Origin of the sequence: Microcystis sp. LE18-22.4A, from assembly GCF_027531105.1 — a bacterium.
Taxonomy (GTDB): domain Bacteria; phylum Cyanobacteriota; class Cyanobacteriia; order Cyanobacteriales; family Microcystaceae; genus Microcystis; species Microcystis aeruginosa.
Map to the genome: position 1 here is coordinate 1 of NZ_JAPZRB010000024.1, position 15066 is coordinate 15066.

Here is a 15066-nt window from a genome sequence, read left to right on the forward strand (position 1 = left end):
TTTATTCTGGAAAATGTCAAGCAATTGCAGGGACATCAACAGGGAAAAACCTTAGAAGTTATTCTCGATACTTTGCAAGATTTAGATTACTATACCGATTATCGGGTTTTGAATGCGCTTAATTTTGGTTTACCGCAAAAACGGGAACGGATTTTTATCGTTGGTTTCCGAGAAGCGCGGGGTTTTATCTGGCCAAAACCAGCTTTATCTAGAACAACTTTAACGGAAATATTAGAAGAAAATGTCTCGGATTTTTATTATGCTTCCGCAAGAATTCAAAAAAGTCGCTTCCTGAAAAGAGAGGGAAAAAAACCTTATAGTGAACCGACTATCTGGCACGAAAATAAAGGAGGAAATGTCAGTGCTTATCCCTATTCCTGTGCCTTGCGAGCGGGAGCATCCTATAATTATTTGTTAGTGGATGGGAAAAGACGCTTAACAGCAAGGGAAATGCTACGTTTACAAGGTTTTCCCGATGATTATCAAATTGTCGGCAGTTATCAAACTATGCGAAAATTAACGGGTAATAGTGTAGCGATTTTCTGCGTAGCTGCTGTGGTTAATTCTGTAATCGAGTCTTTGTTAGATGTTGCTCAAGCATCAACTAATTCATTCTCGTTAAATCGACAACTTAATTAAGTTTATTTTCGACTCAGGAGTTTTAGATAGTGGCAAGTATTCAAGACGCTTTTAATTGCCTATATAGACAGTAAAAGCCTAGGAGATTATAGCTTGTTTGAGTCCTAATTTATGTCTCTAAAATTAGCTGACCCATTGCCTTGAGAATTTGGAGCAGATTAATTGCTGATTGAGGATACATTAAATTAAGTTCTGGCATTATCTGATAAGTGGGGTTAGTTTCTTGTCTGAGATAGACGAACATATATTGTAAGCCATTAGTCGCTAATCCCCAAACTGAGGGTTGTCTTTCTAAGCTATTGTAGGCATAAGTCAGTAATTGAGGTAATCCCTGACGTACTTCGATTCCACTCTCTTTAGCTTCAATTACTAAAATCCAAAAAGGGATATTATTGACAGTTGATATCGAATTATTCACCGTGACAATATCAAAGCGTCCGCTAATAGTTTTATCTTCATCGACAAGGATAATATTATCAATCCCTTCTTCAACCCTAATCTTAATCGGATAACGATAAAAACCAGCTAACCGCAATAAGGGAAATAGGGTTAAAACTTTCACTTGTCCTTCTGATGCTTTATCTTCCATCAAATAGGGTCGAAAATCGTTGCGGATTTGAACAAGTTCTAATTTTTCTGCGTCGCTGACGGTTTCCAAAGCTAAAAGCTCTGTAAATGAAACATCCTCAAGCTTTTCTTGGAAATTAAGATGACGTTGAACATCAGCAAGGGTTAGTTTACTCGTTTTGAGGGTAAGCATTGATTTAGCAAGCAGTACAGCGCTGTTTCCATGATAGCGTCAAATAGGTTTCTCGGCTGTTCTTCCTAACAAAATAAGCCAAGACAGAAACACCAATTTAAGAATCAAGTTGCTGCGTGGGGTGCGGATTGTTGATTTGGGTTTTTTAACAGAATTGGTAGCCTTCTAACGCACTTTACACTCGTCGGCGATCTACGATCAAGTTATTTTTGAACGAAAAGCACCCCAAGGTCATATTTCTTGTAGTTAGAGGTTTGATTGGGTTGGGGATGGTGGCATGGGATTGGAATGGGGAGAAGTGGGGTGGACTTAGGCTGAAACTCCTTCTCCCTGCTCCCTTCTCCCCTATAGTCTTAACGAGTAATTTAGATAGTCAACAGCTTACCAAATTGAGGTTACACTTCCTCTTGATGGGAAAGACTTTATCTTGAGAAAATAATTGGGCTAAATGGACCCGAATTTAGGGGGTATTTTCTGGAAAAGAATCACTATAATTAAATAAAAATGGTACGCTATTTTTTCCCGATCCATCCATGACTAAAACCCGGGGCATTTGCGCCCCACCTTCGCGCCAAGCTTCGATCGCTTCTTTCTGTAAAACTAATCCTCCCCCCTGTTCTTTTAAAGTTTCTGCTAATAGTCTTTGTGCCTCAGCTTTCCCTTTAGCGCGATTGATTTCTGCCTGGGCCTGTTGTTCTGCTTCTTGGGTGATATAAACGGCTCTTTGGGCGCGTTGTTCCGCGATTTGTTTATCTTCGACAGCCCGAGCAAATTCCGGAGAAAAATTCAAATCTACCACACTGGTATCTAAGACTAGAATACCATACTTTTCTAACCGAGTCGATAGGGCATTATCAAAGTCTTCTTTTAACTCACTGCGTCGAGTAATTGCCTCCTCTACTGTTCTTTTAGCGGCGGCAATTTTAAAGGATTCTTGGGTTTGAGGGGCGATAATTTTAGCAACAATATTTTGTAGGGTACCTTGGGTTCTTCTAATTGCCACTACTTGCGTCGGATCAAGACGAAAATTAATCGCAAAACTAGCGGATAAATTTTGTAAATCTTTAGTGGAACTTTGGGCAGGAACTTCAAATTTTTGCACCGTAACATCGTAGATATCGACACTAGAAACAAAGGGAGGTTTAAAGTGAAATCCCTCCAATAAAACCCCGTCCTTAGCCTTTCCTAACACACTTAAAACCCCCGCTTGTCCGGGGGTGATAATCACATAGGCATTAAAGGCCGCTAAAATGACAATAGTGGCCAATAATCCCCCGATCAGGGAAAGTAAATTAATAGCATCTTTCTGGTTCACAGTTTATACTCCTTGATGAGCGACTAAAGCGAGAATTTTTGTGGCAATCGCTGGATTGACAGGCATCACTGACAGACGATTTCCTGTCCTTACTAATAATAATTCATCGGCCGTAAAATTTTGTTTTAAAATTCCCAGGGGCAGCAGTTGGGGAAAAAGGCGATCGAACTCAACTTTAACCGTCCACCAGCGCGGGGCATCTGGGGAGGATTTAGAATCATAGTAGGGACTATCGGTATCGAATTGTGTGGGATCGATCATATCAGTTTGCACTACTCGCATCAAGCCGACAATCCCTGGCGGGGTGGTATTAGAATGATAAAAAAAGGCCAAATCTCCCCGTTTCATCTGACGGAGAAAATTGCGGGCCTGATAATTTCGCACTCCCTCCCAAATAGTTTGACCATCTTTTTTTAAATCCCCGATACTATAGACATCGGGTTCCGATTTCATTAACCAGTAATTTAAATTCATCATTTATAGTTGTGATTAATTCACATAAGCTCAAAAATATTTTTAGCCGTTCCTGTCAGCCCTGTCACCATAGGGTTAAATATAATTCACTTTGACTGCTTTTGTAGTTCTACTCAAACAATTATTGGGAAGAATGTATCTAAAAATACCTTTGTTAGCGGCAATTTTTAAGGACTATGAGCGTTCAAGTCTAGCTATTCTTGGCAACCGTCAGTTTTTCCCTATAGCTAAAAATAATTTATTCTCGATTATTAAATCGCTCAAATAAGCTGTAAAATAGGATACATTGCTCGAAAAATCTCTAGCCAATCCATAGATTATCGGTGTTCCAAGCCACTCGCCGCCGTTTAGCCTTATGGTACACTGTTGTCACTGCCATACTACTGCTTTTTCTCGCTACGGGAATGTATTTTTATGTGCGCCATACCCTAGTCGATCGCATTGATGATACCCTCAAACACATCATTGAGGTGGTAAATCGTTCCCTCGTGATCGAATCGATTCCCCCGGATCAAGGACGTTATCGCGTCGATCCCCTGGCAAGTTTTCCCAGTCAGGGTAAATCCGTCGAGGACGATCATATAGATTTGGAATGGTTTGATCCCCAAGGTAATCTACTTTGGTCAACTCTGGCCGAATCCTTAGATATTCCCCTCCATCCCCACCGTCAAGGGGAAACTATTCGCTTATCCGATAATCGTCTGCTGCGACAAATAACCGAAAGGGTGGAAATCGATCATTATGTTTTGGGATATCTGCGGGTAAGTCATCCTTGGTTTGAGGTGACAAAACCGATTAGACAGCTATTATTGGATTTAATCGCCGGAATTTGCCTGATGATTGCTAGTGTTGCCTGGATTGGTTGGTTTTTGTCCGGTTTAGCCATTCAACCGGTAAAAGAGTCCTATCAGAGTTTAAAACAATTTACCGCCGATGCTTCCCATGAATTACGCAATCCGATCGCCACTATCCAAACTAACGTGCAAATGGCGATCGCTTATCCCCAAACTGGCGATCAACGCTTGCGGGTGATCGAGCGTTTAACGGAAAGATTGGGCAATTTAGTCAATGATCTGCTTTTTTTAGCCCGTTCTGATAGTGGCATCGTCCAACCGATCGAGCAAGCTGTACCTTTGGATGCTCTATTGATGGAAGTGGTGGAAGAACAGCGTTTAATCGCCGATAAGCAGGGAATTTCCCTCTCTTTGTCGATTGTGGAACCGGACCAAGAGGATTTTTCCTACAGCGATGAAATGTTTACTATGCAGGGAGATTGGGATCAATTAGCCCGTTTATTCACAAATTTAATTTCTAATGCCCTAAAACACGCTTTTTTCCCCGAATCTGAGCCTAAAAATGTGGCAGTGGAATTGGAGAAAAGTAAACGCGATCGACAATCGGTGTTACTGGTACGCATCAAAGATAACGGAATCGGTATTCCCGAGGCTGCTTTGTCCCATATTTTCGATCGCTTTTATCGTCTCGATCCCGCACGACAAAATTCTGCCACTTCCGGGGGAACAGGATTAGGATTAGCGATCGCTTTAGCGATTACCCTCAGTCATCATGGACAAATTAGCGTCGAGAGTCAGATCGATCGGGGAACAATCTTCACCGTCAGCTTACCGAAAAGCCATCAACGGGAGAAAAAAACCGAAAAGTCAGAAGCTTGACACCTCTGACCTTCTTTTCATACCCCCAAGGGAATTCGAATCCCTGTCGCCTCCGTGAAAGGGAGGTGTCCTAGGCCACTAGACGATGGGGGCGTGGATTTCAGACCTTTTTAAATATAACAATAATCTTTCCGGGAGTCAAGGGTTTTGGCCAAAATTTTTTTAATCCCGCCCTTGCACAATAGGATAGTCTAATTGAAGATGTTATCGCCCAAAATCCATGGCTGCCGATCCCTATAAAAGCCGACTGTTCAACCTGATCAACCGTCGCTTGATCCGTCTGAAAGATAACCTCGGCCGCGTCTCCCGTCGCGGTCAAAATGCGATCGCTATTGCCCTGCAAATAGCCCTCTATCCCGTCTATTTGCTGGTACAATCCCTGCGGATGACGGCTAATCAATTGGGGAACAGTCTCCAGAAACAATTATCACCCCCCGGCAAAGAGGGGACGGATGCGATCGCGGAATTTCTACAGAGCTTATCTGACCAAGAAACGCCATTTATTGGCATAGCAGCCGATCTAGAGGATCAAGCTTTAGTTTTCGTCACTAACGATCACCAGACTGTTAAAATCACCGATAATCAAACCCAAAGACAAATAGAAAAACAAATTAGGACGGCACTGGCTAACTACGCCCTCGAAAACCGGAAAATTAAGCGATTAAATCCTCAATATCCGCCTTTATTACCGAATTTTACCGATAAAAATCCTGTCTTGCCTCCGATACGTTGGTTTTGGAACCTACTACGCTGGGAACAACAGGGACAAATAGCGATCGCCATAAATCTCTTCCAGGAATCCCATCTCGTCAAAACCCCGACACCACCCTCCTTACCACTGCCTAATTTCAATTCTCAAGCGATTTTAGAAGTTATTGACGAAAAATTAGCAATTTTCGAGGCTAAATTTCTCGCTATCTCCCCCGCAATCCCCAGCAGTGTTAGCCACACCTCTAACCTACCTTCCGATCTCGTTAACCAGTCCCCGACTCTCGAGAAAAATTCCTCCTATCTCTGGCGACTTTATTGGTTAATTTATGCTGCGATCGAGCATTTCTGGGCAAAAGAGAAGAATAATTTAGAATATAGTGCTGATTCACCCGCGTTATCGGCAAAATATCCCCTAAGTCTTCCTAATTCTCTGCTGATCACCTTCAAGCAACGTCTCCAGGATTGGCTAGAAAAACAAACCCAAGCGAATCCCTTCACGATCGGCAAACTCATCCAAGCGGCGATCGATCACTTCTTTTCCTCTCGCCAATCCCTGACATTTTCCGCCGTCAGCGAGCAACCATGGCTAGAATCCGCCGATATCTTGGCTATTTCTCCCCAAGACTCCGAAAAACCGCGCCTTAACCCCGCTTATCCCCTTCCCCAGTCCCCAGGCACACCAGCCGAGCCTCATAGCACAAAAAAAGCTTTTAGTCAAGAAAAACAAAATAAATCTTTACAAAAAATCCCCCCGGCCGCCGCTGAAATTACTCCTGGAGAATCCCCCCCCGCAACCCAATTAGATCCCCGCTACGCTAGGGAGATAATTCAACCAATTAACGAAGAATGGTTAGAAACCGAATCAACCCCCGTCGGTTACGTTAAACACCCCTTAGAACGGATTTTAGAGGGATTAGATGCGATTATTTTATGGGTGGAGGAATTGGTTATTAAAATCTGGCGTTGGTTGCGGTACAATCGACGCATTTCTAAATTACTCAAACGCAAACGCTAAATCGATCGGTTTTGGGTATAGTCGATCGGTTAGTCTTTCTGTTGTGAGAAACTTGAGACTATAATTTATCGACAAAAATAAGCTAAACTAACGGCAAAGATAATAAGTTTTGATTTTTTTTCTTCCTGAGCTGCAATGAACTACGGTATTTACACCCTCGGTAATGATGTCGTGTTTGACCAACTGGTGGCCTTGCTGAATAGCATCGCCGTCAATGCGGGTGCGGGTATGCCCGTCTGCGTCATCGCCTACGACGACCGCTTGGAAAAAACCGCCGCCGAAATCGCCACCCGTCCCAATGTCACCCTCTGGAATGACAAAGATCTGTTTAAGCCGTGGGAGGACTTTTCGTTACAAGTCTGGCAAGCTCACCCCACAGCACTGCAACATTGGCGGAAAACTGAAGGCATACAAGGAGTACGACGGTTGGGTATGAACCGCCGTTACTGTGCCTTTGACCCCAACGCCCCCTTTGAAAAATTCATCTACATTGACGCAGATGCGCTGATTTTGGATGATGTCACCCCTGTGTTTGAACAGTTAGACAGTTGTGATGTGGTGACTTACGACTTTCAGTACAAAGACCCCACCCACATTTACAATGTCAATTCGCCGAAACTGCTGGAAGTGTTTCCCCAAGAACGGATCGAGGCGGAGATCTTTTGTGCTGGGTTCTACGCCTCCAAGCGCGGCTTTATGCTGTCGGAACAAAGGGATTGGCTAGTGGCAAGGCTACAGGAGGGCGAGGCAGAGGTGTTGTATCCCTCGGCTCCCAATCAGTCGGTGCTGAACTATATGGTGATGAGATCGCAGCTATCCGTCTCTAACTTAGCGAAAGAATGGCCTGCCAGTCGTCGCACCGGTAACGCCGTCACCTCCGCCCATTTCCAACAACGGGATGGGCTATTATACGACCACGACAAACGCTTGACATACCTTCACTACATCGGTTTATCTTCCTCTCTGTTCACTCGACTTTGTAGCGGTGAAAATATCGATTTTCCCTATCGAGATATTTTCTTACACTATCGTTATCTCTACCAACCTAGTCAACGCCCTATATTTACCGGCAGTCCCAAACCCTATCAACCACCGACCCCAACTTTTTGGCAAAAAGTAACCAGAAAACTCGGTTTAGGAAAATAATAATTAGGGTCTGCTGAAAAAGTTTGTTGGTGGGGGCAGGGTGTGGGGTGTGGGGTGTGGGGTGTAGGGTTTTACCGATTTTGAGGTAGTCAGTTACCTAATTTTCAGGGAAAAAGTACCTGAATTTTACCCCCGATCCCTCCAATGGTCGGCACTTTTTGAGGTCAAAAAAGTCTAAAAGCCTTATCCAACAAGGTTTTTAGATTTATTCAGCAAGCCCTACATATAGTTTATTTTTTGCAAATTCCCTTGGTTTTTTGCCGCATTTATCAACAAGATTAAGCCGTTTCCTCACTCCCTCCCGCATGAATCATTGCCCCTTGCCTCTTGCCCGACTCCTGAGCGGCTTTTCTTTGTCACAGAATTGACATCCGGCCGTTATAGTCCTGACAAATGAGAGTTATATGCTAAAGTTAATCCAGCAAAGGAATAAATCATTTCCCCTAACCCAGCTTTCCTCAAGCTTCCCACACAGGGTCTAGGGGAAGTTTATTTTTCTGCCCAGGAGGAAAACCGCTACCTGGCCCGAAAAGAAAATTTTTCTAGAAATTGACGAGCCTTGAGGGGAGGGAAGACAGTCAGGTAGACTAACCTAAACAGGTTTTTGGGGCGAAAATATAGTTTCTTGGCCTTCTGTCTCCCTCAACACAGTCTTAGCTCTGATGGCGAGCATAATCATCCTGAAAACGGACTATATCATCCTCTCCTAAATATTCCCCATTTTGCACTTCAATTAACACCAATTTGATCACCCCGGGGTTTTCCAGACGGTGAGCGGTACACTGCGGCACATAAGTGGACTGATTGGCTCCGAGAATTTCTTCGTTATCTCCACAGGTGACTTTTGCCGTCCCCGAAACGACAATCCAGTGTTCACTGCGATGGTAGTGCATCTGTAAACTGAGACGATGACCCGGATTCACTTCAATTCGCTTGATTTTATAACCAAGACCTTCTTCTAGAGTGGTGAAAGAACCCCAGGGCCTAAATTCTGTTGCTGCCGATTCTACGCTCGAAATAAGCTGAAATGGTGCCACATCTTGAGATGCGATCATTATATTATGTCTCCATTGCTAGGTCTGATCTTAGTCCAAGATAGCAGCAAAAACCCTAGATGGCATCTAAATCAGTGATCAGTAAACAGTAAACTGAAAACTCACATCTGATCACTGATCACTGATTTAGTCTTCGTCGGTGTTGAGAATACGGGGAACCCGGAAATAATCCCCTTCTGGGGCCGGCGATTCTTGCACTAAGACCTCGTGATCGGGATAAAGTCTATTACTATCGGCGCGAGTGATATTTTGAATTTCGATCGCTCGCGTGGTGGGTGGCACATTTTCCGTGTCTAATTCGCTTAACTGCTCGAAATAATCCAGTATCCCGCTTAATTGCCCCGCAAATTGTTCTTCTTCGCCGCTATTAATCTCTAAACGGGCTAAATGGGCGATTTTTTCAACTGTAGCTCGATCGATCATGGGAGAAATGGGGAATGATGAATGATGAATGATCAATTATGAATTGGGGAGTGGGGGAGTGAGGGAGTGAGGGAGTGGGGATAATAAATAAAAGCAATCTCCTGACTCCTGAATTCTGTCTCCTCAATTTAGAAGAAAACATCAATTTCCGATCGCCCGGTGATTTTCAGCCAGTTTTGGGCTTCAATATAGTTATTGGGGGCTAATCGGATGGCTTGTTTCCAGTATTCTGCCGCTTTGTCGTAGAGTGCTTCCGCTTCGGCCTGTTGACCGTCTTCTCTAGCTTTTTCCCCTTGAAAATGGTAAATAACGGCGATATTATTCAAAGCGGAGGGCATTCTGGGATTAAGTTGGATAGCTTCTTCGTAGTATTCCAGAGCCTTTTCATGCTCGCCATTACTAGCGTGGATAATGCCGATATTGTAGAGGATATAACTGCGATCGTTAGGATCCTCTTCTAATGTTAAAGCCTCATAGTAATTATCGAGGGCTTCGGCGTATTCGCCGTCAGCTTGGGCAGACATCCCATCGCGGTAATAAACAAAGGCTTCCTTGGCTTTTTTATTGGCGGGGAGTATCTTTAAAATGATATCCGCCATGACGGTAAAAGATTTATCAATAAAATTATCGTTACGTTGAGTGCGTGGCATAGTTAGGACGATTAGGCGATCGAGATGACTATCTACCTTTATAGCACTCGCGAGCAACCCTAGGGCTGTTTTTCCGATTTTTCTGGCTAGGGTTTCGATTTAGAGGATCTTTGCTATTGGGACTTAGACAAAAAACAAATCGAGAAAAGCCTCAACTCCAATCCCCGCTTGGGATTTACTTCGAGAAGCCCAAAATCGCTGAAACCCAGATAGATCAAGGCAAATCATCAATCGAGGTTAACCCTTTGTCCCGTAATGGTTTGAGCCTTTTTTGCTGACCGAAAACGCCTAAGTCCCATTAGGAAAGTCAGAAGCCAGAAATCGGGTGGGGAAGAAATTCTGTCTTCTGCCTTCATAGCGGGCAATCTGCCTACTGATGAGATTCTAGCCTCGTGGTTTTGCTATTGTCCCCATCCGAGAATAAATCATCGCCAAATAGATCATCAAGGGGCAGTTCTTCGTCAGAAGGTAAGGATTCTAGATTAGCCATTTCTTCATTATCCAACATACTGAAGAAATCTAGTTCTTCTTGGTCACTCGCAACAGAAGCAACATTTTGGCGGTTAGATGCAACTGTAGGGGTTTCTTCCGCAAAATAATCGAATAATTCGGGGTTATTGCTGTCAGCGGTATCAGCAAATAAGTCATCGAGAAAATTTTGGTTATCAGCGAATTTTTCGGTGTCGGGGGCTAATAAATCAGAGAAACTGGTGTCACTGCTAACGGTTTCTTGAATCTGACCGTAATTAGCCGATAATTCTTCTAGGCTACCGATAGTTCTCGTTTCTTCCTCTAATGTTAAACTGTTGAGAAATTCTATCTCAGCAGCGGACATCTCCCAGTCAGAGATTGCTGGTTCTGCCATGAGGGAAAAATCTTCTATCTCAGTCATTTCTGGAGAAACTAAGGTTTCTTCTGGGCTGTTTAAACCGTCAAATGTCTCCTCGGAAACTGGTGTTTCTAGGGGCATTTCAGGGGCAAATTCTGGTTCCAATCCTAGGTTTTCTTCGGTGATAAAACCATCAAAAGGATTCATCTCACTGCTGAATTCTGATTCGGAAACCGGCGTTTCTAGGGGCGTTTCAGGGGCAAATTCTGGTGGCAATCCTAGGTTTTCTTCGGTGATAAAACCATCAAAAGGATTTATTTCTTCGGCACTGGGGCTATCGGGGAAATCATCCCAGGGTTCGACGATTTCAGTGGTTCGATCATCCACTACTGCTTGGCGGGCGTTTTGTAATTCTAACAGTTGGCTTTGATAACCCTGTTCTAGTTGTTGAATTTGCGACTGATAGCCCTTTTCTAATTCTAGAATCTGCTCCTGTTGACTTTGACGCAGGGCTTCCATTTCCCCTTGCTTCCCGTCTATGATCTCTTGTATTTGACTTTGATAGCTTTGGCGCAATTCCTCGATTTTAGCTTCGTATTCCGGTTGAAGTGGCTGAATTTGGGTTTTATCGGCGACTTCCACGGCTTGAGCGGGAGTTGCGCTGGCTATCTCTTGCCAACGTCCTTGGCTATCTTCTAACTCTTTTTGCAATTTAGCCACTTCTTCTCTATAGGTGGCTTCGATATTGCGAATCCGTTCTTCGGAGAGAGCGAGTGGTTTTAACTGTCCTTTGCTGTCTTTTAACTCCTCTTCGGCTTTACCTAAATCCGCCCGAATTTTCGCATATTTTTGCCGTTCTTCCCTGATTTTTCCCTCTTGCAGGGCATATAAAGCCCCACCCCCGATCGCACCTCCACCGACAAAACCGATTAAAATATCGAAGATATTCATTATGGGATTCCTCCTCTAGGAAAATTTACTTCTAATATGCCCAATCTCAGAAAATAATTCACAAGGGGCAAATGTGGTCAGTGTTTTCCGCCGCTCCCTATGCCGATTGCTTTTGATTGTGGCAGCAATTATCAGAAAAAGAAAGCAAATATTCAGTTTTTTATCGGCAAATGTTCACCTTTAGGGCAGTTATCTCGATGGTGAGGTACAAAGTCTCTGGTTTTAGGGAGTCGGTTGTCGATGTCAAATCCAGTCATACCTCGTCTTTGTGAGAAACGCCGTCGGTGGTGTTCGGCAAGACATTTCACTGAAGCTGTATTTCCCGATAAGCTTGATAAACGCCGCGCACGTTGTACCAATTGAGAAAAATGCGGGCAATTTCTAGGGCTAATTGCGGTTTACCTCGATCGATCAACCATTGTAACAGCGGGGAGAGGCTGCGTTCATTCAGGGTTCCCCCCAGGGAAAGTAAACCCCACAACAGTCGATGAATCCAAGTCATTTGAATCATCATCCGCACTTCCCAGGTGGGATGTTTTTGATAAAAAAGCACTCCCATTCGTCCTCGTTGAATTTCCTTATCGATGAGATTGGGAATTTGAGCGAGATTAAAGGGGGGATGCCAATGATAACCGACGGCTTCAGGACATTTAATTAATTTTAGTCCCAATTGCTTCAATCTCACCCCTAATTCTAAATCTTCCCAACCGTAGAGTTGAAACTGAGTATCAAATAATCCTGCCGCTAATAACCATTTTTTAGCGATCGCCACGTTGCCCGTGGCAAAATAGGCAGCGGAGAAATCGGTGATTTTATAGGGTTCACTGGTGGGATGCTCGAAGTTACAGGTATTAATGACACTGCCGTAGGTAAATAAGCGATCGCTGCCGAGATTGGCTGCTCCAGCAGTTAAAGCGTCGGCATGAGCTTGCAAAAAATTTTCTGTCACTACCAGATCGCTATCGATAAAAATAATTGTATCACCACGGGCTTTTTCTACCCCCAGATTCCTAGCGATCGCCGGTCCGCCGTGATCCTGTTGCCACAGTTGCAGATGGGGTAAATTAGCCTTTTGACTTTCTAGCCAGGCGATCGTCGCATCGGTAGAGCCATCATCGACAAGGACTATTTCGTAGTTTTCCACTTTATTATCGGTTAAACGCTGATTTTCTAGGGCTAGTAAACATTTTTTTAAAATTGCTTGGCGATTGTAGGTAGGGATGACAACACTGATCAGCACGGGCATTCGGGGGTCAAGATTACCGTTTTAGCTTACCAAATAACCTCGGTTCCTTGATTAGACCTCCTGCAAAAATCAACAATCTTCATTCAGGATTGAGGAGACAGGATTGAGGAGACTATTTTTATTTATTCTCCCCATCTCCCCACACACCACACCCTACACCCCACACCCCACCACCCCATCTCCCCATTTCCCCATCTCCCCATTTCCCCATTTCCCTATCTCCCTATCTCCCCACACACCACACCCCACACACCACACCCTACACCCTACACCCCACACCCCACCACCCCATCTCCCCATTTCCCTATCTCCCCATTTCCCCACACCCCACACCCCACACCCCACACCCCACACACCACACCCCACACCCCATACCCCACACCCCATCTCCCCACACCAGATGTAAGGAACCCCGGAAGGAGGATTAAGGTCAACTGGGAACATTGATTTTAAAAAATCGGTGATCATGTTATCCTCTGAATGTGTCGTGTGAGGAAAGGAATCGGCCATGGTAGCTTCTCTATCGTATCAAAATGGACAAAAAAATCGCTCGCATCCCCTGTTATCCTTAACGGGTTTAATCGAATTACCGCCATCCCCCCTGTTTGGCACGGACGGAATTCGCGGCCAAGTGGGAGAATTATTAACTGCTCCCCTAGCGCTACAAATCGGATTTTGGGCGGGACAGGTATTAAAAAATCAGGCTGGTGTCACCAAACCGATAATTATCGGTCAAGATTCCCGTAATTCCAGTGATATGTTAGCCAATGCTATCACTGCGGGTTTAACTTGGGCGGGAATAGAAGTCTGGCAACTGGGATTATGTCCCACTCCCTGCGTCGCCTATTTAACCAGAGAAAGCGAAGCGATGGGGGGGATCATGATTTCTGCCAGTCATAATCCTCCCGAAGATAACGGCATTAAATTTTTTGACAGCAGCGGTTTAAAATTATCTGGCACTTTAGCCGCACAGATAGAAGCGGGTTTAAGGGGCAATTTAGAATTAGCGGATAACTCAGTAAATTGGGGAAAAGCGACTTTTTGTCCCGAATTAATCCAAAAATACTATCAAGCTGTGATTGCTTCCGTCGGGACGGATATTAACCTATCGGGATTAAAAATAGTTTTAGATCTAGCTTGGGGGGCAGCCGTTAACCTAGCACCTTTAGTATTCCAAACCTTGGGGGCGGAAGTTATCTGCCTACACGATCGAGCCGACGGCGATCGCATTAACGTTAATTGTGGTTCTACCCATTTAGAAAGCTTACAGGCGGCGGTGATTAATCAGCAAGCGGATTTAGGGTTTGCCTTCGATGGCGATGCCGATCGAGTCCTGGCCGTGGATAGTCAAGGTAGAGTAGTAGATGGCGATTATATCCTCTATTTTTGGGGTCGTTCCCTCTTAGAAGCCGGACAGCTACCCGATGGGTTATTAGTAGCCACGGTGATGGCTAATTTAGGTTTTGAACGCGCTTGGCAAAAACTGGGGGGTCAATTCTTGCGGACTGCCGTGGGCGATCAGCACGTTCAGGCGCAAATGTGGGAAACTGGAGCCATGCTAGGGGGTGAACAATCCGGTCATATCCTCTGCCATCATTACGGGGTTTCTGGGGATGGAATGCAAACCGCCCTACATTTAGCGGCTTTAGTGCAGAAATCGGCGGTTTCCTTGGCTAACTTAGTCGATCATAGCTTTGTCACCTATCCGCAGATTTTACGCAATGTGCGGGTGGAAGATAGAGAAGTGCGACGTAATTGGCAGCAATGTGAACCTTTGCGGCGAGAAATCCGCAAAGCTGAGACAGCTATGGCAGAAAAAGGCAGAATTTTGGTGCGCGCTTCCGGGACAGAACCCTTAATTCGGGTGATGGTGGAAGCAGAAACCCTAGAATTAGCCAATTTTTGGACAGAAAGGCTAGTGGCAGCGGTGCGAAGCTATCTTTTGTAGTCGATCGAGGGGGACAGGGATTATAATGCCCTTAGCCTAGCCTAGCAAGGGATAATTGTCACTAACCCCGCCCTAAAAGCGACGGAGCTTGCCTAAACCAATTTAGGCGACGCAAGTAGAGACTACCGCATCGAGACACAATCTGGCACAGACCTCCGAATACTTCCCTAGTTCGGATTCCCTCTCAGCTTTATTGGTAAAGCGTTGTTAGACAAGACATCTTGATTGTGT

The 15066-nt window shown here is 44.6% G+C and carries 14 protein-coding genes and 1 tRNA gene; 6 read left to right on the forward strand and 9 right to left on the reverse strand.

The genetic code is table 11. The features are described from left to right. A partial coding sequence (locus tag O9295_RS00885) for a DNA cytosine methyltransferase (RefSeq protein WP_288030991.1) occupies nucleotides 1–639 on the forward strand: 639 nt, incomplete at its 5' end. 109 nt (nucleotides 640–748) lie between these two features. Here the strand turns inward: O9295_RS00885 and O9295_RS00890 are convergent. From O9295_RS00890 to O9295_RS00900, 3 genes are all read right to left on the reverse strand, one after another. Beyond that, on the reverse strand, nucleotides 749–1399 hold the full coding sequence (locus O9295_RS00890) for a type I restriction enzyme HsdR N-terminal domain-containing protein (RefSeq protein WP_147068813.1): 651 nt from the start codon (nucleotides 1397–1399) through the stop codon (nucleotides 749–751). Nucleotides 1400–1859: 460 nt separating this feature from the next. After that, nucleotides 1860–2714: a prohibitin family protein gene (locus tag O9295_RS00895; RefSeq protein WP_002763389.1), complete on the reverse strand. Its 855-nt coding sequence runs from the start codon at nucleotides 2712–2714 to the stop codon at nucleotides 1860–1862. 3 nt (nucleotides 2715–2717) lie between these two features. After that, nucleotides 2718–3191, reverse strand: a complete 474-nt coding sequence (locus O9295_RS00900) for an EVE domain-containing protein (protein ID WP_288030994.1) — start codon at nucleotides 3189–3191, stop codon at nucleotides 2718–2720. A gap of 88 nt (nucleotides 3192–3279) precedes the next feature. Here O9295_RS00900 and O9295_RS00905 point away from each other — a divergent pair, with 88 nt between their 5' ends. Next, nucleotides 3280–3456, forward strand: a complete 177-nt coding sequence (locus O9295_RS00905) for a hypothetical protein (protein WP_288030996.1) — start codon at nucleotides 3280–3282, stop codon at nucleotides 3454–3456. A 55-nt stretch (nucleotides 3457–3511) separates the two neighbouring features. Then, nucleotides 3512–4861: a sensor histidine kinase gene (locus tag O9295_RS00910; RefSeq protein WP_288030999.1), complete on the forward strand. Its 1350-nt coding sequence runs from the start codon at nucleotides 3512–3514 to the stop codon at nucleotides 4859–4861. A gap of 20 nt (nucleotides 4862–4881) precedes the next feature. On the opposite strand, the gene O9295_RS00915 is transcribed toward O9295_RS00910, so the two are convergent. Next, nucleotides 4882–4954, reverse strand: a tRNA-Glu gene (locus tag O9295_RS00915). Between the two features lie 127 nt (nucleotides 4955–5081). Here O9295_RS00915 and O9295_RS00920 point away from each other — a divergent pair. Together O9295_RS00920 and O9295_RS00925 are read left to right on the forward strand one after the other, a co-directional pair. Then, nucleotides 5082–6587: a hypothetical protein gene (locus O9295_RS00920; protein ID WP_288031002.1), complete on the forward strand. Its 1506-nt coding sequence runs from the start codon at nucleotides 5082–5084 to the stop codon at nucleotides 6585–6587. Nucleotides 6588–6722: 135 nt separating this feature from the next. Continuing rightward, nucleotides 6723–7733 carry an Npun_R2821/Npun_R2822 family protein gene (locus tag O9295_RS00925; protein WP_288031005.1) on the forward strand — a complete coding sequence of 337 codons (1011 nt, stop codon included), beginning with the start codon at nucleotides 6723–6725 and terminating at the stop codon, nucleotides 7731–7733. A gap of 653 nt (nucleotides 7734–8386) precedes the next feature. Here the strand turns inward: O9295_RS00925 and O9295_RS00930 are convergent. From O9295_RS00930 to O9295_RS00950, 5 genes are all read right to left on the reverse strand, one after another. Beyond that, nucleotides 8387–8788: a phosphomannose isomerase type II C-terminal cupin domain gene (locus O9295_RS00930; protein ID WP_002760121.1), complete on the reverse strand. Its 402-nt coding sequence runs from the start codon at nucleotides 8786–8788 to the stop codon at nucleotides 8387–8389. A 126-nt stretch (nucleotides 8789–8914) separates the two neighbouring features. Beyond that, nucleotides 8915–9211, reverse strand: a complete 297-nt coding sequence (gene gatC, locus O9295_RS00935; RefSeq protein WP_147069868.1) for an Asp-tRNA(Asn)/Glu-tRNA(Gln) amidotransferase subunit GatC — start codon at nucleotides 9209–9211, stop codon at nucleotides 8915–8917. A gap of 128 nt (nucleotides 9212–9339) precedes the next feature. Further along, nucleotides 9340–9861, reverse strand: coding sequence for a photosystem I assembly protein Ycf3 (locus O9295_RS00940; RefSeq protein ID WP_002770118.1), 522 nt, complete (start codon nucleotides 9859–9861; stop codon nucleotides 9340–9342). Between the two features lie 370 nt (nucleotides 9862–10231). Beyond that, complete coding sequence (locus O9295_RS00945; RefSeq protein ID WP_288031007.1) at nucleotides 10232–11641, reverse strand: GumC domain-containing protein; 1410 nt, start codon at nucleotides 11639–11641, stop codon at nucleotides 10232–10234. A 304-nt stretch (nucleotides 11642–11945) separates the two neighbouring features. Beyond that, nucleotides 11946–12887, reverse strand: coding sequence for a glycosyltransferase family 2 protein (locus O9295_RS00950; RefSeq protein WP_288031009.1), 942 nt, complete (start codon nucleotides 12885–12887; stop codon nucleotides 11946–11948). A gap of 508 nt (nucleotides 12888–13395) precedes the next feature. Between O9295_RS00950 and glmM the strand changes: the two genes are divergently transcribed. Continuing rightward, nucleotides 13396–14835, forward strand: a complete 1440-nt coding sequence (gene glmM, locus O9295_RS00955) for a phosphoglucosamine mutase (RefSeq protein ID WP_147073234.1) — start codon at nucleotides 13396–13398, stop codon at nucleotides 14833–14835. The last annotated feature ends 231 nt before the right edge of the window (nucleotides 14836–15066 follow it).